Raw genomic sequence first — 16366 nt, forward strand, 5'->3', positions numbered from 1 at the left:
CATCCTGCCGGATGGGCTTTTTGCGTTTCTGTCGTCCGGCCAGCGTGCCGGTATGTCTCCCCGGTGGCGCTGCGCTTACCGGGGCTACGGATCCTCGGCCACCTGCTGGCCGAGGGGACATCAATGCCGCAAAGTTACCGACGTCAATCGTAGTCTGCTTCAGCCTGCTGCTCATACATCAAATTCAATAACGGATACGGTTGCCCCAGATCGTCCGTTTCAGAGCGCCCTGTCACCCTAAAACCCATCTTCTGATAAAACCCGACCGCTTGTTCATTCTGCTCATTTACATTGGTCGTCAGCTTCGGCGTTAACGACAGCGCATGCTCAATCAGCAACTTCCCCACGCCACAGCCGCGGACATCCGGATCGACGAACAGCGCATCCATATGATCTCCGGTCAGCAGCATAAAGGCGATCGGCTGGTCTTCCGTATTAACCGCCACCCACAGCGGAGCCTCCGGTAAAAATGCGCGTACCATCTCCTCCAGCTCCTTTCGATACGCTTTTGTCAGAAAATCATGCGTGGCGTCGACCGACCGACACCAGATCGCAGTCAGTTTATCCCCTTCATCAGGCCGGGAACGGCGGATGTTAATAACCATACTTTCTCCTTTTCTACATTCTTATATTCTAACTCAACAAGCGCCGTGAAATTTTCTCACCGTGAACATGCAGACTCGACATTCACCCGATTCCTGGTTATCTTCAGCTATCTGGATGTCTAAACGTTTATACGTATGCTATGAGGTAATACAGTTATGCCAATTCGGGTGCAGGACGAGCTGCCAGCCGTCAATTTCTTGCGCAATGAAAACGTCTTCGTAATGACGACAACACGTGCAACGACTCAGGAAATCCGCCCCCTGAAGGTGTTAATCCTCAACCTGATGCCGAAGAAAATCGAGACGGAAAATCAGTTCCTGCGTCTGCTATCAAACTCTCCGCTGCAGGTGGATATCCAGTTATTACGTATCGATGCGCGCGAGTCGCGTAATACCCCTGCGGAGCATCTGAATAACTTTTACTGTAATTTCGATGAGATCTGCGATCAGAACTTTGACGGCCTGATTGTTACCGGCGCTCCTTTAGGCCTGGTTGAGTTTAACGATGTTGCTTACTGGCCGCAGATCAAACAGGTGCTGGAGTGGGCCAAGGATCACGTCACTTCGACGCTGTTCGTCTGTTGGGCGGTTCAGGCCGCGCTGAATATTCTGTACGGCATTCCCAAGCAGACCCGCGCCGAAAAGATTTCCGGCGTCTATGAACACCATATTCTTCATCCGCACGCCTTACTGACCCGCGGTTTCGACGACTCTTTCCTGGCCCCGCACTCACGCTATGCTGATTTTCCGGCCGGACTTATTCGCGACTATACCGATCTTGAGATCCTCGCGGAGACGGAAGAGGGCGATGCGTATTTGTTCGCCAGCAAAGATAAGCGCATCGCCTTTGTCACCGGCCACCCGGAGTACGATGCCAATACCCTGGCAAGTGAATATTTCCGCGATGTGGAAGCCGGTTTGAACCCTGAGATACCTCATAACTATTTCCCACAAAACGACCCGCAGAACAAACCGCGCGCCACCTGGCGCAGCCACGGCAATCTGCTGTTCGCTAACTGGCTTAACTATTACGTCTACCAGATTACGCCATACGATCTGCGTCATATGAATCCGACGCTGGAATAATACTCTACGTGAGACGATCCTAAAGCGTTTCAGCATTTTGCCTCTGGCACCTTCGGGTGCCTTTTTTATTTCCGAAATTCACTTCATACACGATGATAACTTTAATTTCATTGTTATCAATGTGTTAATGATAATTTAAAATTAAAATGGAAATTGTTTTTGATTTTGGAAATTAATTGAGTAGTCTTAATTGTGCTGAGCGAAAACTGCACAACGATCTTTCGCTCGCTTCCAGCGGATCAACCAAGAGGAGCAGCACAATGACGCAGCAGGCGACAATCACCGATGAACTGGCCTTTAGTCAGCCCTATGGCGAGCAGGAGAAGCAGATCTTAACGCCTGAGGCGGTAGAATTTCTGACGGAACTGGTGAGCCGCTTTACGCCGGCGCGCAATAAGCTGCTGGCCGCGCGTTTGCAGCAACAGCAGGCTATTGACGACGGGCAGCTTCCGGATTTTATTTCGGAAACTGCTTCCATTAGAAATGGCGACTGGACTATTCGCGGTATCCCGGCTGATTTGCAGGATCGCCGCGTGGAAATCACCGGCCCCGTCGAGCGCAAGATGGTCATTAACGCGCTGAATGCCAACGTCAAAGTCTTTATGGCGGACTTTGAGGATTCGCTGGCGCCTGACTGGCGCAAAGTCATTGATGGTCAAATCAACCTGCGCGATGCCGTGAACGGAACCATCAGCTACACCAACGAGGCCGGCAAAATCTATCAGTTGCAGCCCAATCCCGCTGTGCTGGTATGCCGTGTGCGCGGCCTGCATCTGCCGGAAAAGCATGTGACCTGGCGTAATGAGGCCATCCCCGGCAGCCTGTTCGATTTTGCGCTCTATTTCTTTCATAACTACCAGGCGCTGCTGGCGAAAGGAAGTGGTCCCTACTTCTATCTGCCAAAAACACAGGCCTGGCAGGAGGCGGCATGGTGGAACGATGTCTTCAGTTTTACGGAAGATCGCTTTGACCTGCCGCGCGGCACCATCAAGGCCACGCTGCTGATTGAGACGCTGCCAGCGGTGTTCCAGATGGATGAGATCCTGCATGCGCTGCGCGACCATATTGTTGGCCTGAACTGCGGCCGCTGGGATTACATCTTCAGCTATATCAAGACGCTGAAAAACCATCCGGATCGCGTACTGCCGGACCGGCAGGTGGTGACGATGGATAAACCCTTCCTCAGCGCCTACTCACGCTTGTTGATTAAGACCTGCCACAAACGCGGCGCGTTTGCGATGGGCGGTATGGCGGCGTTTATCCCGAGCAAAGATACCGAACGTAACCGCCAGGTGCTGAGTAAAGTCACCGCCGATAAAGAGCTGGAGGCCAACAACGGTCACGATGGGACCTGGATCGCCCACCCGGGCCTGGCGGATACCGCCATGGCGGTGTTTGACCGCGTGCTGGGCGATAAGCCGAATCAGCTCTCGGTCACCCGGAGCGAGGATGCGCCAATTACCGCTGAACAACTGCTGGCTCCCTGCGAGGGCGAACGCACGGAAGCCGGAATGCGCGCCAACATTCGCGTGGCGGTGCAGTACATCGAAGCGTGGATCTCCGGCAACGGCTGCGTACCGATTTATGGCCTGATGGAAGACGCCGCAACGGCCGAGATCTCGCGCACCTCTATCTGGCAGTGGATCCATCATCAGAAAACCCTGAACGACGGTACCCCAGTCACTAAGGCGCTGTTCCGCCAGTGGCTGGCGGAAGAGCTGATGGTGATTCAGGAGGAGCTGGGAGAGCACCGCTTCAGCCACGGCCGCTTTGACGATGCGGCGCGACTGATGGAGCAGATCACCACCTCCGACGAGCTAATTGATTTTCTGACATTGCCGGGCTACCGCATGCTGGCCTAATCGCCAGATGGTGTGGTTCGCCATTTAGTCCTTCACCTATGAGCCTGGGGAGCCAGGAAATTATATGGAGCATCTGCACATGAAAACCCGTACCCAACAAATCGAAGAATTAAACAAAGAATGGACGAACCCGCGCTGGGAAGGCATTACCCGTCCCTACAGCGCGGAAGAGGTGGTGAAGTTACGCGGCTCGGTGAATCCGGAATGCACGCTGGCGCAGCTTGGCGCGGCGAAACTATGGCGTCTGCTGCACGGGGAGGCGAAAAAAGGGTACGTCAACAGTCTCGGCGCGCTGACCGGCGGCCAGGCCTTGCAGCAGGCGAAGGCGGGTATCGAAGCCATTTATCTCTCCGGCTGGCAGGTGGCGGCGGATGCTAACCTGGCGTCCAGCATGTATCCGGATCAATCGCTGTATCCGGCCAACTCGGTACCGGCGGTGGTGGATCGGATCAACAACACCTTCCGCCGCGCCGATCAGATCCAGTGGTCAGCGGGAATTGAACCGAACGATCCGCGCTTTATCGACTACTTCCTGCCGATCGTGGCGGATGCGGAGGCCGGTTTTGGCGGCGTCCTGAACGCCTTTGAGCTGATGAAATCGATGATTGAAGCCGGTGCAGCGGCTGTTCACTTCGAAGATCAGCTGGCATCGGTGAAGAAGTGCGGCCATATGGGCGGTAAAGTGCTGGTTCCGACTCAGGAGGCGATTCAGAAGCTGGTGGCGGCGCGTCTGGCGGCCGACGTGATGGGGGTCCCGACGCTGGTCATCGCCCGTACCGATGCCGACGCCGCGGATTTAATTACCTCAGACTGCGATCCGTACGATCGTGAGTTTATTACCGGGGATCGCACCAGCGAAGGGTTCTTCCGCACCCACGCCGGGATCGAGCAGGCGATCAGCCGCGGGCTGGCCTACGCGCCGTATGCGGATCTGGTGTGGTGTGAAACGTCGAAACCGGATCTCGAGCAGGCGCGCCGCTTTGCCGAGGCTATCCATGCGCGTTTCCCGGGCAAACTGCTGGCCTATAACTGCTCGCCGTCGTTTAACTGGAAGAAAAATCTCGATGATAAAACCATCGCCAGCTTCCAGCAGCAGTTGTCGGACATGGGATACAAATACCAGTTTATTACCCTCGCGGGGATCCACAGCATGTGGTTCAACATGTTCGACCTCGCCCATGCCTACGCTCAGGGTGAGGGGATGCGCCACTATGTTGAGAAAGTGCAGCAGCCGGAATTCGCCGCCGGGCCGGAAGGCTACACCTTCGTCTCGCATCAGCAGGAAGTGGGCACCGGCTACTTCGACAAGGTCACCACCATTATCCAGGGCGGTACCTCGTCGGTAACGGCGCTGACCGGCTCGACCGAAGAAGATCAGTTTTAAGCCATGCCCGGTGGCGCGACGCTGACCGGGCCTGCAAGAGGACGCAGGCCGGATAAGCGAGCGCGCCATCCGGCATGACGTAGCGCCGGATGGGGGAAAGCGATGACGCGTGGTCTGGAATTACTGATTGCCCAAACGATATTGCAGGGATTTGACGCGCAGTATGGGCGTTTTCTTGAAGTCACTTCCGGCGCGCAGCAGCGCTTTGAACAGGCTGACTGGCACGCCGTGCAGCAGGCGATGAAGCAGCGGATCCATCTCTACGATCACCACGTGGGCCTGGTAGTAGAGCAGCTGCGCTGCATCACCGAAGGGAAAAGCACCGACGTCGATTTTCTTCTGCGGGTGAAACAGCAGTACACCCAACTTTTACCGGATTACCCTCGCTTTGAAATTGCTGAGAGCTTTTTCAATTCGGTCTATTGCCGCCTGTTTGACCACCGCTCGCTGACCCCCGAGCGGCTCTTTATTTTCAGCTCGCAGCCCGAGCGACCCTTTCGTACCCTCCCGCGACCGCTGGCGAAAGATTTCTTTCCGGAACGCGGTTGGTCGCACCTGCTGGGTAAAGTACTGTCCGATCTGCCGCTGCGGCTACCGTGGCAAAACAAAGCGCGGGATATCGGCTATATCATTGCCAGTCTGCAGGAGGCGCTGGGGGAGGAACTGCTCGCCACCTGTCATCTGCAGGTCGCCAATGAGCTGTTCTACCGCAATAAAGCCGCCTGGCTGGTGGGCAAACTGGTCATGCCGATGGCGACGCTGCCTTTTTTGCTGCCGATCCACCGCAGCGAAGAGGGTGAGCTGTTTGTTGACACCTGCCTCACAACCCATGCCGAAGCGAGTATCGTTTTTGGCTTCGCGCGTTCCTATTTTATGGTTTATGCGCCGTTGCCCGGCGCCCTGGTGGAATGGCTGCGCGAGATCTTGCCGGGTAAAACGACGGCCGAGCTGTACATGGCGATTGGCTGTCAGAAGCATGCCAAAACCGAAAGCTATCGCGAATATCTACACTACATTACTCGCTGCGATGAGCAGTTTATTGAAGCGCCGGGTATTCGCGGGATGGTGATGCTGGTGTTTACCCTGCCGGGCTTTGACCGGGTGTTTAAGGTGATCAAGGACCGCTTCGCGCCGCAGAAAGAGATGACCGCCGCCCATGTGCGGGCTTGCTATCAGCTGGTAAAGGAGCATGACCGCGTCGGGCGGATGGCGGACACCCAGGAGTTTGAAAATTTCGTGCTGGATAAACGGCAAATCGCGCCGGCGCTGCTGGCGCTGCTGCAGGCGGAAGCGGGGAACAAACTCACCGATCTCGGCGACCGCATAGTCATCAGCCATCTCTATATTGAACGGCGAATGGTGCCGCTCAACCTGTGGCTGGAGCAGGTTAACGGCCAGGCATTGCGTGATGCGGTAGAAGAGTATGGCAATGCTATCCGCCAGCTGGCCGCCGCCAACATCTTTCCCGGCGATATGTTATTTAAAAACTTCGGCGTCACCCGCCATGGCCGGGTGGTGTTCTACGACTATGATGAAATCTGCTATATGACGGAAGTGAATTTTCGCGAGATCCCGCCGCCGCGCTATCCGGAGGATGAGCTGGCCAGCGAGCCGTGGTACAGCGTTTCGCCTGGCGATGTGTTTCCGGAGGAGTTCCGCCACTGGCTGTGCGCCGACCCGCGCATTGGGCCACTGTTTGAAGAGATGCATGCCGACCTGCTGCGCGCCGACTACTGGCGCGCACTGCAGATGCGGATTAAAAACGGCCATGTGGAAGATGTCTACGCCTACCGGCGCAAGCAGCGTTTTAGCGTGCGCTATGGCGCCGACAGTAGACCGGATAAGGCGTTTACGCCGCCATCCGGCAAGGTGCGCCGATCTGCCTGATGGCGCTACGCTTATCAGGCCTACTTAAAATGCCCCTCTGGGGCATTTTTTTATTTAACCCCGCCATACGCCAGCGTCACTTCCTTCGCCGCCTTGATCACCAGCGCGCCCAGCTCAGTCACCCGATCATCGGTCATACGCGAGATGGGGCCTGAGATGGAGATTGCCGCGAACGGTTCGCGATGTTCATCGTAAATGCAGGCGGCGACGCAGCGCAGGCCGAGCGCGTGCTCCTCATCATCGAAAGAGTAGCCCCGCTTGCGGGTCTGGGCTAAATCTTCCTTCAGATGCAGCGGGGAGACCAGCGTGGCATGCGTATAGGCATGCAGCCCTTTACGGTGCAGCAGACTGGTGACCTGCTCTTCGCTCAGCTGCGCGAGAAACGCCTTCCCGGCGCCGGAAGCGTGCATCGGCAGTTTACCGCCGATTGGCGCCGACATCCGCATCAGCTGGGTGCACTGCACCTGATCGATAATGATCGCCTGGTGGTCGCTCTGGTCGAGCACCGCCAGATTCACCGTTTCACCGGAATCTTCCATCAGCTGGCGCAGGATCGGGTGGACAATGGCCAGCAGATTGCGGCTTTGTAGAAAGCTGCTGCCGACCACGAAAGCATGCGCCCCGACGGCCCAGTGACCCAGCTCGCCAACCTGGCGGACGAAGCCCAGCTGTTGCATGGTGGTCAGCAGACGGTGAGTCGTGGAGTTGGGCAGACCCGCCTGCTGCGCCAGTTCGGTCAGCGCGACGCTGCTGTGGGACTCGGCAATCCATTCGAGTAATTTCAGGCCGCGGGTCAGCGACTGAACCTGACCGCCAGCCTGCTGGGCAGTGGCAGCCGCGGGTTTTCTGCCGCGTTTCGCGGGAATGGGGGTAGTGGCCATCGCGAACTCCTTTTTCTGTATCGTGGAAATAATTTTCGTTTTATTTGGCAATAATGCAATCACAACCGGACTCATCGGAGGAGTGAAGCTGAACATGTCTCATATTGCCCGTTGTTGTCTTTTCCGCTCCGGTGGTTTATGCCAGTATGGTTTGTTGGCTATTTGGCCTGAGTCGAGCGTTGTCGGGAGCAAGTGTGAGCAGCAAAGTTGAGCAACTGCATCAGCAGTTAAAAGAACGTATTCTGGTTCTGGATGGGGGCATGGGCACCATGATCCAGGGCTATCGTCTGAGTGAGCAGGACTTTCGCGGTGAGCGCTTTGCTGACTGGCCGTGCGACCTGAAAGGCAACAACGACCTGCTGGTGCTCAGCAAACCCGAAGTGATCCGCGAGATCCACGACGCCTATTTCGAGGCCGGCGCGGATATCATTGAGACCAACACCTTTAACTCGACGACCATCGCGATGGCGGATTACCAGATGGAATCCCTGTCGGCCGAGATCAACTTTGCCGCGGCGAAGCTGGCCCGCGCCAGCGCCGACGCCTGGACGGCCCGCACGCCGGAAAAACCGCGCTATGTCGCGGGCGTGCTTGGCCCGACCAACCGCACCGCCTCTATCTCGCCTGATGTGAACGATCCGGCGTTCCGTAATATTACCTTTGACCAGCTGGTGGCCGCCTATCGCGAATCCACCCGGGCGCTGGTGGAAGGCGGCGTGGATCTGATCCTGATTGAAACGGTGTTTGATACTCTGAACGCTAAAGCGGCCATCTATGCGGTGAAAGAGGAGCTGGAGGCGTTAGGCGTTGACCTACCGCTGATGATCTCCGGGACCATTACCGATGCCTCTGGCCGCACGCTTTCCGGACAGACCACCGAAGCCTTTTATAACTCGCTGCGTCACGCCGAAGCCTTATCGTTTGGTCTGAACTGCGCCCTCGGGCCGGACGAGCTGCGGCAGTACGTCCAGGAGCTGTCGCGCATTGCCGAATGCTACGTCACCGCGCACCCGAACGCCGGCCTGCCCAACGCCTTCGGCGAATACGATCTGGACGCCGACACCATGGCGACGCAAATTCGCGAATGGGCGGAAGCCGGTTTCCTCAATATCGTTGGCGGCTGCTGCGGTACCACCCCGGAGCATATCGCCGCCATGAGCCGGGCGGTAGCGGGCCTGCCGCCGCGTCAGTTGCCGGAAATTGCGGTGGCCTGCCGCCTCGCCGGCCTGGAGCCGTTGAATATCGGCGACGATAGCCTGTTCGTTAACGTCGGTGAACGAACTAACGTCACCGGCTCGGCGAAATTTAAGCGGCTGATTAAAGAAGAGAAGTACAGCGAAGCGCTGGACGTTGCGCGTCAGCAGGTGGAAAGCGGCGCGCAGATTATCGATATCAACATGGACGAGGGGATGCTCGACGCGGAAGCGGCGATGGTGCGTTTCCTTAACCTGATTGCCGGCGAGCCGGACATTGCCCGCGTGCCGATCATGATCGACTCCTCCAAGTGGGAAGTCATTGAAAAGGGCCTGAAATGTATTCAGGGCAAAGGCATCGTTAACTCGATTTCGATGAAAGAGGGCGTCGAATCCTTTATCCACCATGCGAAACTGGTTCGCCGCTACGGCGCCGCGGTGGTGGTGATGGCTTTCGACGAGGTTGGTCAGGCCGACACCCGCGAACGTAAAATTGAGATTTGCCGTCGCGCCTACAAAATCCTCACCGAAGAGGTCGGCTTTCCGCCGGAAGATATTATCTTCGACCCCAATATCTTTGCCGTCGCCACCGGTATCGAAGAGCATAACAACTACGCACAGGACTTTATCGGCGCCTGCGAAGACATCAAACGCGAGCTGCCGCATGCGCTGATCTCCGGCGGGGTCTCCAACGTCTCCTTCTCCTTCCGCGGTAATGACCCGGTACGTGAGGCGATCCACGCCGTATTCCTCTACTACGCGATCCGCAACGGCATGGACATGGGGATCGTCAACGCCGGTCAGCTGGCCATCTATGATGACCTCCCGCGCGAGCTGCGCGACGCGGTCGAAGACGTGATCCTCAACCGCCGCGATGACAGTACCGAACGGTTACTTGAGCTGGCGGAAAAATATCGCGGCAGCAAAGCGGACGACGGCGCGAATGCCCAGCAGGCGGAGTGGCGCACCTGGGAAGTAAAAAAACGCCTCGAATATTCGCTGGTTAAGGGCATTACCGAATTTATCGAACAGGACACCGAAGAAGCGCGTCAGCAGGCCGCCCGCCCGATTGAGGTCATTGAAGGGCCGCTGATGGACGGCATGAACGTGGTCGGCGATCTGTTCGGCGAAGGCAAAATGTTCCTGCCGCAGGTGGTGAAATCCGCCCGTGTAATGAAACAGGCGGTGGCCTACCTTGAGCCGTTTATTGAAGCCAGTAAAGAGCAGGGCTCCAGTAACGGCAAAATGGTGATTGCCACGGTAAAAGGCGACGTTCATGACATTGGCAAAAACATCGTCGGGGTGGTGCTGCAGTGCAATAACTACGAAATCATCGATCTTGGCGTGATGGTCCCGGCGGATAAAATTCTCAAAACGGCCAAAGAGGTAAACGCGGATCTAATTGGTCTTTCCGGGCTGATTACCCCATCGCTGGACGAGATGGTTAACGTGGCGAAAGAGATGGAGCGCCAGGGCTTTACCATCCCGCTGCTGATAGGCGGCGCGACCACCTCGAAAGCGCATACGGCGGTGAAAATCGAGCAGAACTACAGCGGCCCGACCGTTTACGTACAGAACGCCTCGCGCACCGTCGGCGTGGTGTCTGCGCTGCTCTCGGACACGCAGCGCGACGAGTTTGTCGCCCGCACGCGCAAAGAGTATGAAACGGTGCGTATCCAGCATGGGCGTAAAAAACCGCGTACGCCGCCGGTGACCCTTGCCGCCGCGCGGGAAAACGATCTGGCCTTTGACTGGGAGAGCTACACGCCGCCGGTGGCTCATCGTCTGGGAGTACAGACGGTGGAAGCCAGTATCGAGACTCTGCGCAACTACATCGACTGGACGCCGTTCTTCATGACCTGGTCGCTGGCGGGTAAATATCCGCGCATTCTGGAAGATGAAGTGGTAGGGGAAGAGGCGCAGCGCCTGTTCAAAGATGCTAACGAGCTGCTGGATAAGCTGAGCGCAGAGAAAACCCTGAACCCGCGCGGCGTGGTGGGTCTGTTCCCGGCCAACCGCGTGGGCGACGATATTGAAATCTATCGCGATGAAACCCGCACCCACGTGCTGACGGTGAGCCATCATCTGCGCCAGCAGACGGAGAAGGTTGGCTTCGCCAACTACTGCCTCGCCGATTTTGTCGCGCCGAAGCTGAGCGGCAAGGCGGACTACATCGGCGCCTTCGCCGTGACCGGCGGCCTGGAAGAGGACGCGCTGGCGGACGCCTATGAAGCGCAGCATGATGACTATAACAAGATCATGATTAAAGCCATCGCCGATCGTCTGGCGGAGGCCTTTGCCGAGTATTTGCATGAGAAAGTGCGCAAGGTTTACTGGGGATATGCGGCCAATGAGAACCTCAGCAATGAGGAGCTTATTCGCGAGAACTACCAGGGGATCCGACCGGCGCCGGGATATCCGGCCTGTCCGGAGCATACCGAAAAGGGGACCATCTGGCAGCTACTGGACGTCGAAGCCCATACCGGCATGAAGCTCACCGAATCGTTCGCCATGTGGCCGGGCGCATCGGTTTCCGGCTGGTACTTCAGCCATCCGGACAGCAAGTACTTCGCCGTGGCGCAGATCCAGCGCGATCAGGTCGAAGATTACGCGCTGCGTAAAGGAATGACGCCGGCGGAGGTCGAGCGCTGGTTAGCGCCTAATCTGGGCTATGATGCGGACTAGTCGTCATCTTTCCTTACAACAAACAAGGCGCTCTGTGAGCGCCTTGTCTCTTTATTGAGGTTAACCCCTTATACTGAGATAGGTTCCTGAACTTCGGAAAACCTATAACGATAAGGAGAAGCTGATTCCGTGTTAACTCTGCTACACCTGTTGTCCGCGGTTGCTCTGCTGGTGTGGGGCACGCATATCGTGCGTACCGGGGTGATGCGCGTCTATGGCGCTCGCCTGCGTACCGTTCTCAGTAGCAGCGTAGAGAAAAAGCCGCTCGCCTTCTGCGCGGGTCTTGGCGTGACTGCGCTGGTGCAAAGCAGTAACGCCACCACCATGCTGGTGACCTCATTTGTCGCCCAGGATTTAGTGGGTCTGATGCCAGCGCTGGTGATGGTGCTGGGGGCCGACGTCGGGACGGCGCTGATGGCGAGGGTGTTGACCTTCGACCTGTCGTGGCTGTCGCCGTTGTTGATATTTATCGGGGTGATTTTCTTCCTCGGCCGCAAGCAGACCCGCGCCGGGCAGCTTGGACGGGTGGGGATTGGTCTGGGGCTGATCCTGTTGGCCCTCGAGCTGATTGTCCAGGCCGTACACCCCATAACCCAGGCGAACGGCGTGCAGGTGATTTTCGCCTCGCTGACCGGCGATATCATGCTGGATGCCTTGATTGGCGCCGTATTTGCAATCATTAGCTACTCCAGCCTGGCGGCGGTGCTGTTAACGGCGACGCTGACCGCGGCGGGAGCGATCTCTTTCCCGGTGGCGCTGTGTCTGGTGATTGGCGCCAACCTGGGATCGGGGCTGCTGGCGATGCTTAACAACAGCGCGGCGAACGCGGCGGCGCGCCGGGTGGCGCTGGGCAGCCTGCTGTTTAAGCTGGTGGGGAGCCTGATTATTCTGCCGTTCGTCCATCCGCTGGCCGCGGCGATGCACAAGCTGCCGTTGGCCGAGTCCGAGCTGGTTATCTACTTCCACGTCTTTTACAACCTGCTGCGCTGCATCGCGATGGTGCCCTTTGCCGGACCGATGGCGAAGCTGTGCCAGCGTCTGATCCGCGATGAGCCCGAGCTGGATAACCATCTCAAACCCAAGCATCTCGACCCGTCGGCGCTGGACACCCCGGCGCTGGCGCTGGCCAATGCCGCGCGTGAGACGCTGCGTATTGGTGACGCGATGGAGCAGATGCTGGAGAGCCTGCACAAGGTGATGCATGGCGAACCGCGTCAGGAGAAAGAGCTGCGCCGTATGGCGGATGATATCAACGTACTTTACACCGCTATTAAGCTCTATCTGGCGCGAATGCCAAAGGATGAGCTGGCGGAAGAGGAATCCCGGCGCTGGGCGGAAATTATTGAGATGTCGTTAAACCTCGAACAGGCGTCCGATATCGTCGAGCGAATGGGCAGCGAGATCGCCGATAAATCGCTGGCGGCGCGGCGCGCCTTCTCGGTAGAAGGGTTAAAGGAGCTGGACGCCCTGTACGATCTGCTGCTCAGCAACCTGCAGCTGGCGATGTCGGTCTTCTTCTCCAGCGATGTGCCCAGCGCCCGCCGCCTGCGGCGCAGCAAACACCGGTTCCGCATTCTTAACCGCCGCTACTCGCATGCGCACGTTGACCGTCTGCATCAGCAGAACGTGCAGAGCATCGAAACCAGTACGTTGCACCTGGCGCTGCTGGGGGATATGAAGCGTCTGAACAGCCTGTTCTGCTCGGTGGCTTACAGCGTGATGGAGCAGCCGGATGAAGACGACGAACGGGATGACTACTAAGACGGGTTATTTTCCCCGTTTATGTCGCTTCTTTTGTGGCGCGATAGCCCTCCCGGGAGGTGGCTGACGCCTTTCCCGGGAGGGAGACACTAGCTTCTGGCAAACGCCGAGGCTTCTGCCACCAGCGCATTATCCGGCCGTACGCCGGTATAAAGGGCGAACTGCTCGACGGCTTGCAGGGCAATAACTTCCGCACCGCTGATGGTTTGCTTACCCCGTTGTTGCGCCAGGCGGATCAGCGGAGTTTCCGCCGGCAACGCGACCACGTCAAACACGACGCTGGCCTGGGCCACCATGGCCTCGCTGAACGCCAGCGTGTTGCTTTCCGCTCCCCCCGCCATGCCCAGCGGTGTGACATTGACCAGAATCTCGGCTGCGATCCCTTCGGGCAGGGGCTGCCACTGAAAGCCATACTGTTTTGCCAGCGCCAGGCCGCGCTGGCGATTGCGGGCCGCAATGATCACGTCGCGGAAACCGGCATCACGGAAGGCGGCAATGACGGCTTTCCCCATGCCGCCGCTACCCTGAATCATCACTCTGGCGTTGGTATCGAGCCGATGGCTGGCGATCAGGCTTTTGACCGCGATGTAATCGGTGTTTAGCCCGGTTAACTTCCCGTCGTCGTTGACGATGGTGTTGACGGAGTCGATGACTTTTGCTGACGGATCGATCGCGTCAAGAAACGGTATGCAGCTCTCTTTAAACGGCATGGAGACCGCACAGCCGCGGATACCCAATGCGCGAACCCCTTTTACCGCCGCCTCAATATCCTTAGTCGTAAAGGCTTTGTAGAGGTAGTTCAATCCCAGCTTGTCATACAGATAGTTATGAAAGCGGGTGCCGAAGTTGCCGGGGCGACCCGCCAGGGAGATGCACAGCAGCGTATCGCGGTTAATCATGCGTAATATCCTCCGCGTGGGCCAGCAGATACGCTTCAGCCTCCTGGGACCAGATCCCATGGTGACGCGCCACAATCGCTGCCAGTTCGGGATCGGCGATCTCGCCCAGCGGCGTGAGCGGGAAGGCTTTTCCGGTATACACCAGCTTTTTTCCCCCGCCGACGGCAGGCAGATCGAGGGTGGTTTCGCCCGCGGCGTTCAGGCCGAGAATATGGGTGACCACTTTCGCCGTCTGGACCTTTTTCGCCTGCATCAGCGCCACCGCGGCGCGCATATCGTCAGTATTACCGCCGGAGGTGCCGACGTAGTGGGTGAAGGCGTAGTGCACGTCGTAGAAGTTGATCGGGGCGCTGAATTGCTTATCCTGGGGGCCAGCAAAGAAGTTCAGGCAGCCGTCCGGAGCCAGCAACGAGGAGGCCAGGGTGATCAGCTGTTCGTTTGGCACAAACACGAAGATATCGTCGAAGCCATGGCCGCCGCTGAGCGCCAGCAGCGTATCGCGACTGGCCTCATGGCCGTCGAGGTAGTGGATCAGCGTCTGCGGCTCAGAGGGGTAATGACGGCGGGCGTAGCTGAGCTTCGGCTTATTGGTATCGGTCACTACCAGTAGTGAAGGATTGATGGGGCCGTGCAGCGCATAGTCGATAGCCAGCAGCCCCATCGGCCCCGTCCCGCCCAGGATCAGAGTGTGTCCCTGAGGACGGATCCCCATCACGTGGTTGTAACTCCCCTCCTGCAGATGATAATTGGCGTTGAAAGCGCCAATGACGCAGGAGAGCGGCTCCACCAGCGATCCTTCAAACCAGGTATCCCCCTCCCAGGTGAGCAGGCAATCCTGCGCCATCACCTCATTGGGGATCACCACATGGGTGGCTTCGCCACCGATCCATGGGAATGAGTAGCCGGGGCAGTCGGGTCGGTCGGGCAACTGCAGGTTGGCCTGGATCACGTAGCGCTGCCCTGGCTGAAACTTATGCTGCCACTTTTTACCGACGGCAAGGATTTCGCCGCAGAATTCATGACCGATAATAATGGGCCTGGTGGCCACATCATCTGGCACCTTTTTATGATCGGCACCCTGATTGGCCTCTTTCCATGAGGAAAGACACAGGCTGTCCGTGACCACCCGGGCGAGGATCTCATCGTCCTGCATCGCCGGGAGGGTAAAGGTTTCCAGGCGCAGGTCTCGTTTGCCATACAGGCGCAGGGCCGTTGTTGTTTGCATAAACCACCTCATCCCCTTCATCTTTCGGGGCTATGTTGTTGACGTCACCCCGGCATCGCCGGGGCGGAATAATCAGGACAGAAAGCCGAGGGCGTTGCCGATAATGCCTAAGCCGAAAAGGGCGAAAATCAGCCAGACCGGATTCACTTTCTTGTTCAGCAGACGCACCATCAGTAGCGTCAGGCCCAGCGCCAGCAGGCCGGGGCAGAGCTGATCGAGGATGTTCTGGACGGTCATCGTGACGGTGGCGCCGTCTGCACCGGGCGTTTGGGAAACCACCAGCGGCACATTGATGGTGGTCCATTTGGTCACCAGCACCCCCATGACAAACAGGCCGAGAATGGAGGCGCCTTCAGTCAGCTTCTGCAGCAGGTTACCGCCCATATCGCTGACGATATTGACCCCTTTACGGAAGCCCAGTTGCAGGCCGTACCACTTCATTGCCAGCCGCACTGCATTGAAAATAAAGAAAAATAACAAAGGTCCCAGAATGTTGCCGGAGAGGGCCAGCGAGGCGCCAAGGGCCGCAGTAATCGGCCGCAGCGTGCCCCAGACCAGCGGGTCGCCGACGCCGGCCAGCGGGCCCATCAGACCCACTTTGATGCCGTTGATAGCGCCATCGTCAATGGCCGCGCCGTTAGCCCGGGCCTCCTCCATGGCGGCGGTGACGCCGATCACCGGGCCACACACCGCCGGCGTGGTATTAAAGAACACCAGATGACGCTTCAGCGCCGCGACCTGATCGGCTTTGAGCGGATACAGGCGTTTGATCGCCGGGATCATGTCGTAGCAAAACCCCAGGCCATGAATACGTTCGAAGTTAAAGGAGGCCTGCTGGAGGTTGGAGCGGAGAAACATGCTCACCAGGTCGCCTTGCGTGATTTTTTTCTGTTTCATT

11 protein-coding genes are annotated in these 16366 nt (G+C 57.8%); 6 read left to right on the forward strand and 5 right to left on the reverse strand.

Annotated elements, in window-relative coordinates; all coding sequences use genetic code 11:
• Window positions 1-143: 143 nt before the first annotated feature.
• The gene (locus RRF55_RS15540; protein ID WP_004178258.1) at window positions 144-605 is read right to left on the reverse strand and encodes an acetyltransferase; all 462 of its coding nucleotides are present in this window, start codon (window positions 603-605) and stop codon (window positions 144-146) included.
• A gap of 156 nt (window positions 606-761) precedes the next feature.
• Here RRF55_RS15540 and metA point away from each other — a divergent pair, with 156 nt between their 5' ends.
• The 4 genes from metA (at window position 762) to aceK (ending at window position 6824) form a co-directional block, all read left to right on the forward strand.
• On the forward strand, window positions 762-1691 hold the full coding sequence (gene metA / locus RRF55_RS15545) for a homoserine O-acetyltransferase MetA (RefSeq protein ID WP_004146576.1): 930 nt from the start codon (window positions 762-764) through the stop codon (window positions 1689-1691).
• Window positions 1692-1951: 260 nt separating this feature from the next.
• Entirely contained in the window at window positions 1952-3553 is a 1602-nt protein-coding gene (aceB, locus tag RRF55_RS15550; RefSeq protein WP_032415842.1) for a malate synthase A, read from the forward strand.
• A 79-nt stretch (window positions 3554-3632) separates the two neighbouring features.
• Window positions 3633-4937, forward strand: coding sequence for an isocitrate lyase (gene aceA, locus RRF55_RS15555; protein WP_004192658.1), 1305 nt, complete (start codon window positions 3633-3635; stop codon window positions 4935-4937).
• 102 nt (window positions 4938-5039) lie between these two features.
• Complete coding sequence (aceK, locus tag RRF55_RS15560; RefSeq protein ID WP_002884575.1) at window positions 5040-6824, forward strand: bifunctional isocitrate dehydrogenase kinase/phosphatase; 1785 nt, start codon at window positions 5040-5042, stop codon at window positions 6822-6824.
• Between the two features lie 50 nt (window positions 6825-6874).
• On the opposite strand, the gene iclR is transcribed toward aceK, so the two are convergent.
• On the reverse strand, window positions 6875-7705 hold the full coding sequence (gene iclR / locus RRF55_RS15565) for a glyoxylate bypass operon transcriptional repressor IclR (RefSeq protein ID WP_002884578.1): 831 nt from the start codon (window positions 7703-7705) through the stop codon (window positions 6875-6877).
• 194 nt (window positions 7706-7899) lie between these two features.
• On the opposite strand from iclR, the gene metH reads away from it, so the two are divergent.
• Both metH and RRF55_RS15575 read left to right on the forward strand, forming a co-directional pair.
• Window positions 7900-11583 (forward strand): methionine synthase, encoded by a 3684-nt coding sequence (metH, locus tag RRF55_RS15570; protein WP_032439099.1) that lies wholly within the window; start codon window positions 7900-7902, stop codon window positions 11581-11583.
• A 129-nt stretch (window positions 11584-11712) separates the two neighbouring features.
• Window positions 11713-13344, forward strand: a complete 1632-nt coding sequence (locus RRF55_RS15575) for a Na/Pi cotransporter family protein (RefSeq protein WP_004177864.1) — start codon at window positions 11713-11715, stop codon at window positions 13342-13344.
• Window positions 13345-13433: 89 nt separating this feature from the next.
• Here RRF55_RS15575 and RRF55_RS15580 read toward each other — a convergent pair whose 3' ends face one another.
• The 3 genes from RRF55_RS15580 to RRF55_RS15590 all read right to left on the reverse strand — a co-directional run bounded on the left by RRF55_RS15580 (window position 13434) and on the right by RRF55_RS15590 (window position 16365).
• Window positions 13434-14243 carry a shikimate 5-dehydrogenase gene (locus RRF55_RS15580; protein WP_020803742.1) on the reverse strand — a complete coding sequence of 270 codons (810 nt, stop codon included), beginning with the start codon at window positions 14241-14243 and terminating at the stop codon, window positions 13434-13436.
• Window positions 14236-15468, reverse strand: a complete 1233-nt coding sequence (gene sorE, locus RRF55_RS15585; protein WP_002884587.1) for an L-sorbose 1-phosphate reductase — start codon at window positions 15466-15468, stop codon at window positions 14236-14238. The genes RRF55_RS15580 and sorE overlap by 8 nt, the downstream gene beginning before the upstream one ends.
• A gap of 72 nt (window positions 15469-15540) precedes the next feature.
• Complete coding sequence (locus RRF55_RS15590; protein WP_032104777.1) at window positions 15541-16365, reverse strand: PTS system mannose/fructose/sorbose family transporter subunit IID; 825 nt, start codon at window positions 16363-16365, stop codon at window positions 15541-15543.
• Between the last annotated feature and the right edge of the window lies 1 nt (window position 16366).

Source organism: Klebsiella sp. K47 (genome assembly GCF_051858335.1).
Lineage (GTDB): Bacteria > Pseudomonadota > Gammaproteobacteria > Enterobacterales > Enterobacteriaceae > Klebsiella > Klebsiella pneumoniae.

Excerpts from the sequence above, each read along its gene's own strand:
- RRF55_RS15540 (WP_004178258.1), bottom strand. The coding sequence starts at position 605 with ATGGTTATTAACATCCGCCGTTCCCGGCCTGATGAAGGGGATAAACTG.
- metA (WP_004146576.1), top strand. The coding sequence starts at position 762 with ATGCCAATTCGGGTGCAGGACGAGCTGCCAGCCGTCAATTTCTTGCGC.
- aceB (WP_032415842.1), top strand. The coding sequence starts at position 1,952 with ATGACGCAGCAGGCGACAATCACCGATGAACTGGCCTTTAGTCAGCCC.
- aceA (WP_004192658.1), top strand. The coding sequence starts at position 3,633 with ATGAAAACCCGTACCCAACAAATCGAAGAATTAAACAAAGAATGGACG.
- aceK (WP_002884575.1), top strand. The coding sequence starts at position 5,040 with ATGACGCGTGGTCTGGAATTACTGATTGCCCAAACGATATTGCAGGGA.
- iclR (WP_002884578.1), bottom strand. The coding sequence starts at position 7,705 with ATGGCCACTACCCCCATTCCCGCGAAACGCGGCAGAAAACCCGCGGCT.
- RRF55_RS15580 (WP_020803742.1), bottom strand. The coding sequence starts at position 14,243 with ATGATTAACCGCGATACGCTGCTGTGCATCTCCCTGGCGGGTCGCCCC.
- sorE (WP_002884587.1), bottom strand. The coding sequence starts at position 15,468 with ATGCAAACAACAACGGCCCTGCGCCTGTATGGCAAACGAGACCTGCGC.
- RRF55_RS15590 (WP_032104777.1), bottom strand. The coding sequence starts at position 16,365 with ATGAAACAGAAAAAAATCACGCAAGGCGACCTGGTGAGCATGTTTCTC.